Origin of the sequence: Aeromonas sp. HMWF015, from assembly GCF_963878965.1 — a bacterium.
Taxonomy (GTDB): Bacteria; Pseudomonadota; Gammaproteobacteria; order Enterobacterales; family Aeromonadaceae; genus Aeromonas; species Aeromonas veronii.
This window is the reverse complement of record NZ_CAWNZT010000276.1, coordinates 1-5,158: the sequence shown is the minus strand read 5'-3', so window position 1 is coordinate 5,158 and position 5,158 is coordinate 1. Positions and strand designations below refer to the sequence as shown.

General features: G+C 55.0%; 2 protein-coding genes and 1 pseudogene. All 3 read right to left on the bottom strand.

The annotated features are described in order from the left end of the window. Nucleotides 1–2,670 (bottom strand): annotated as a pseudogene (locus tag AACS18_RS14430) (LPD38 domain-containing protein); the annotation flags it as partial. 215 nt (nt 2,671–2,885) lie between these two features. Next, nucleotides 2,886–3,356, bottom strand: coding sequence for a hypothetical protein (locus AACS18_RS14425; RefSeq protein WP_108612520.1), 471 nt, complete (start codon nt 3,354–3,356; stop codon nt 2,886–2,888). 299 nt (nt 3,357–3,655) lie between these two features. Next, on the bottom strand, nt 3,656–5,056 hold the full coding sequence (locus AACS18_RS14420; protein ID WP_258228714.1) for a hypothetical protein: 1,401 nt from the start codon (nt 5,054–5,056) through the stop codon (nt 3,656–3,658). Nucleotides 5,057–5,158: the final 102 nt, after the last annotated feature.

Here is a 5,158-nt window from a genome sequence, read left to right as displayed (position 1 = left end):
GCGTTTGATGTAGCCATAGTCATGCGCCATGTTGGTCTGCCAAGCTTTACCATCCTTATCAGCACCGCTTCGGATTGAACCCTTGGGGTTTTCCAGAGTGATGTTCAGGCCGTGCAACCTGAGGTGGCCTTTCTTGTAGTTACCAGCCTCCTTCTGTGCCGGCGTCGGATCTGTATCGACATCAGCACGTGCGGCTTCTACTTCTGTGGCAGGCTCAAAAACAACAACCCCGGCATCTTTGGCCGGGGTCGTCAGTGTTTGGTCATCGCTCGGCTGTCGAGTTGGTGTAGGTATAGGAGCAGCGAGACCTTCTGGATCTCCGGCTCCAGTTCTGCTGAGGAGTTCGGCAGAGGATGGTTCAGAACTCGCTGTATCTGGCGCGCTTGCTCCAGGCTGATCACCTTGTCGGTCACTGCTAAGCGTAAGTATCTCGGCAGGCTGGTCATGATTCACCTCGGGATTGTGCTTATCTGCAGGGAGTGCTCCGCTGTTACCGGTATCGTCCTGATTGGTGGCAGAAGATTCAACCGCTCTGCGCTGAACTTGCTCGACCTCTGCCAGTTCAGCAACACCAAATCCACCGTCTTTGAGCTTCACAGGAACCTCTTTACCCTTGCGGCTGGCCATAGCCGCCTCTTTCTCAGTGGTAAATGGCTTGCCTTTGCGGGTGATACGGAGGGTCTGGAGCGGGCCAATTTCCGATTCTGTGGCACTGCCGCGCATCGGGTTGGCATCAGGCTGTCGCTGATCCGCCCCATAGACCACATTGCGGTGTGGCAACTCGGTGCCGACCTCGCGAGCCTCACCCTCAATCACAGCGCCCGGCAGCTCGCCAGCAGGCTTGGTGGAAGATGTCTCTGACGGCAACACATCCCCCTCCTGCCCGCTTTGCCAGCGAGTGCGCTCTGCGCCACCGAATTGTGGGCCAGTGCCGGCCTGCTTGTCATCAAAGTGGCCTTCCTTGGTCACCCCCCGAGCGGCATTGGCGTCACCAGCAAAGATCACATCTTTGAGTGGCAGGGCTTGGCGCTGGTTCTCCATGGCCACCTGCTGGGTGCTCTTGTTGCCAGCGAACGGGTCAAGTCCGAGCTCGCCGGCCTGAGCACGCTCATAGAGGGTCTTGCCCTGAGTGCCGGCCTGCATCTGTGAAGCAACCAACTCCTGCACTGACTGTCCAAACTCACCGGCCAGGGCTCGCTGAACCTCGCTATCGGCAGCCATACCCTTGTAGCGTTCAGCGGTATCGTCGCGGCGCAGGTAAGCGGGCACATCACGCAGCTCATCGAACTGGCTGGAACTGGGGCCTAACGGTGACTTATCTGCGGCAAGCTCGGGTTCAGCGGCAACATCAACACTCTCCGGTGCAGATGCCGCAGGTGCAACATCCGCTGGCGGCTCAGGCGAGATGGGGGAACCATCGACAACAGAGCCTGGCTCTGCCGATGGTGCATCGGTTGAAATGGGTTTGCCACCTCGGGCGCCACCGACAGAGCCAACGACCCCGCCAGCCCCCATGCCAATCAGACCGCCCTCCAGAGCACTGGAGATAACCCCCTGCATTGGCTCAATGTCCGCCCCAGCAATCTCGTTTAGAGATTCATTCACGGCATACTGCTGCACACCCTCCTCAATGGTTTCGCTGATCCCCTCGCCTGCGGCCCCCTTCGCCGCCCCTTTCAGCACGCCTCCAGCAGCCATCTTTCCGGCCAGCATCTTGAACAGCATGGCATCACCCATCATGGAGCCTACAGCCGCTGCGCCCCATGTCTTTGCATCACTCATGGTGGTACGGCTGGCAACGTTGGCAGTCTCTTGCCTGGCCAGCGCCAGCTTGTCCTCGTCCGAGAGGTGCTGGGTCTGCTGATCTTCGTCAATACGAGCAAACGCCTCCCGGAAGGTGGTACTGGCCGCCAGCTCATCAAAGCTCATATTGAGCACGGTCTCCCGGGTATTAACCCCAGTGCTACCAACCGAGCCTGTTGCCCCGGTCGTTACTGCGGCCCCAGTCGCCAACCGGGATACAGTCTTGGCAGCGACGGCCTCAGCAACCTCCCGGGTAGCCCCTCGTTTGAGCATGGATGTAGTGACAGCACGCCCGATACTGGCCTTAGCCGCTACTCCAGTCACGCCGCCAGCCAGAAGGGTCGGTACCAAAGAGCCAATGCCCTGTGCCATCTTCATGGCCCATACATCGATGTCCCCAGCACCATCGCCGAGGGTTAACCGCCCCTCAGGCGTCTCATCGACCAGCCTACGGTTCAACGCCTCCTTTGCATCACTGCTCATTCCCTCGGTCAGGGACTCAGCACCTGACTGCGCCAGCTCTCCAGCCCCGGCCACTACATCCAGTACCGGGCTCAGCTTGCTGGCCATATTGGCCCGGGCCTGCTCCAGGTAATCGCCACCCTGCTTGCCGGCGTTCTCTTTGCCGAAGTCACTTGCCTGGTGCGCTAACTCTCCAATGCCGCCAATCAGATCCAGTACCCCAGCCCCTACCCCACGAGCCACATCACCTAACCCAACATCGAGATTTCGGGCAGGTCTGGTGGCAGATGATGCTGAAGAGGCGGCTTCGGATAGGTTGCTATCGAGGTTGTTCCAAAAGGGATCGGTGCGGGTATCGGATATTTGCGGCTGTGGCAAAGCCTCACGCAGTCCAAGCTTATGCATGTCGTCCTCGGGGTTTTGTAAAAAAGAAAAGCCCCGAACAGCGAACTGCTCAGGGCTTTCAGATGCGAGCGACCAAAAAACAAACTGGCCGATTATGGGGAGATGCTAACGTTGGAATAATTAAAATTCAAGCAACCTCAGCGTCCCACATGCTCACTGAGCTTATAAACAAAATGAGAGGTATCCTCACATTTCAAGTGCTATATGACCACCGACTACACTAGAGCGTGCTGAAGCTCGTCTTTATGCTCATTCTTAGTTTTAGATGTAGCATCCAGAATTTCAACGGTGCAGTGATTACCATCAATCGGGGAGTTCGCATACAGCGCAGTTGATAATGGGTCTGCTTTACTACGACTAATTGCTTTGGTTGTGTCTTTCCCAGAATAAATAACATGCAGCTCATTGCCGATCAGCTCCCAGGCACAAATAGTGGAGCTTTCTACGCTTAACCAGGGCTTCGTGACTTTTACCACAGAAGAAGTTGGGCTGAAATCCAAATAGCTATCTTTTGTGCCTGCCACTTTGAAATAAAACTGAGTTTTACTATCTTTGTATTTCACCAACTCAAATTCAACGGCATCGTCCTCTGAACCATTTCCATAAAAGGTGTCACTACCTTTAGTCAATTTCACATAACCAAAGTTTTCGCCCTGAAATTTCAGCTTGAGGATTTTATTTCCCATATCTATAACACCCTATATTAATGTTGATGATTCATGAAAAATAACAAAATTTAAACGAGCAGCGCTAGCAACTAGATGAATATGGAACTCAACGTAATTACTACGCTTAATCAAGCTATACGAATTCACACAAAACGATAACTGATAAAAACATCAATTGCGTGATGCCGAATGCTCATCTACACAGCGAAAATGCTTTAAAATCAATGCCATACAGGCCAACATTAACCTCTTACAACCCAAAAGGATTCGATCAAATCTTTTTGCCGAGCTAAAATAGCGTCAAAGGAAAATACCTATTAATGTCCTTGGGCTTGGCTCATTGCCTTATAGGCTTCCAGCCTGGCATCACGTAGACGAGTCGCTGTCGTGTTAGCCTGAGCCGCCTCCTGCTGTTTGGCCGTATTCTGGCGCCACAACTCGAATGCAGTATTCATCCTCGCCGGACTTTCCATCAGCCCTCTTAATTTGCCATGCTGATTTGCCTCTTTAACGAATCGCAGACGCTCTGGATCACCACCGGTCCAGGCTTTGAGCGGCGCCTCTTGCTTTGGCTCATCGGCGTTGTTAGCAACACCATAGATTTCCGCCAGAGCTGCTTTGCTCTGCTCAAGCTGAGCGTCCAACGCCTCGAGTTGAACATCCTTATCGTCAGTATTACTGGCAGAAACCCGCGCCCGGTTCTGGCCATGTTGCTTTTCGAGATCAGCTATCGCTTTCTTGTAGCCAGCCTGGTCAGGGCCTGCCGTCAATCCAAGCGCGGTTCGTAGCTGGTCTGCATTGCTGATCATGTGCTTGGACAATGCGGCGCGTTGATAAGCAGGTTTCAAGAAGTCGTTGAGCGGGATAACTTTGGGCTGGTCATCCGGTGCCGAGGTGCGATTATTGGTGACCGGTCGAATATCGGTACTACCATCGTCATAGGTCACTTCTACGCCCAACACCACACCACGAGCATCTGGAGTCACCATGATGTTACTGAGCTTCTTGGCCTTAATTGTCTTCCCGCTCTCGGGGTCAATGTCCCCGACCCCCTTGTTGATCTCCTCCTGGTATAGGGTACCTGCAGCTTGAATGAACGCCGGATCGTTGACCGCGGCATGTCCCTCCGGCGTAGAGGGATCCAGCCTTCCCTCCTGAGCCTGGCGCATCAGGTTACCGGCATGGGTGACAAAGGTTTTGCCCGCCTCGGCATAATCCTGCTGCAGATAGCGTTCAGGGTTGAACGAGCCGGCCCGCGGATCACGGACAACACGCCAAAATTGATCACCCGGATCCCTGCCTTCGGCCACTGCCTGCCAACCCGACTGGATGATCGGCATGTTTTCCTGCTGAAAGAGCTGCTTGTTACGAAGCTCTCGCTGCCATTCATACTCCTGCTGCTGGCGAGCCTCACTGGCTGCGGCTCTGCGCTCTGATGCGTTGGCGCGGGCCTCGGCAGATTTTACCTGGCGCTCGGTGAGCGCGAACTGGCGATCTGCCCGCTCATCAGCAACCTTGTCGCGACCACGGCTGTAACCCAGCTCCTCCTGATAGCGCGTATCCGCCACCTTTTGCCGCTCCTGCTCGTTCTGCCACATGGCATCACGCAGGCTCATCGCCTTATCTAACCGCTCTTCTTCCTGCTGGCCACGCTGGTAGCGATCCATTGTGTTGAAGCCGGCCAGAAATCCTTCAGCTAATCCTGATACGCCCTTCACCTTCGCCCTCCTTAAAATAGGCTGTCGGCCAAAAAGCCAATGCCCGCCCCGACGACAGTCCCCAGACCTGGCATAACCATCGTGCCTATACCGGCTCCGGCC

Excerpts from the sequence above, each read along its gene's own strand:
- AACS18_RS14425 (WP_108612520.1), bottom strand. The coding sequence starts at position 3,356 with ATGGGAAATAAAATCCTCAAGCTGAAATTTCAGGGCGAAAACTTTGGT.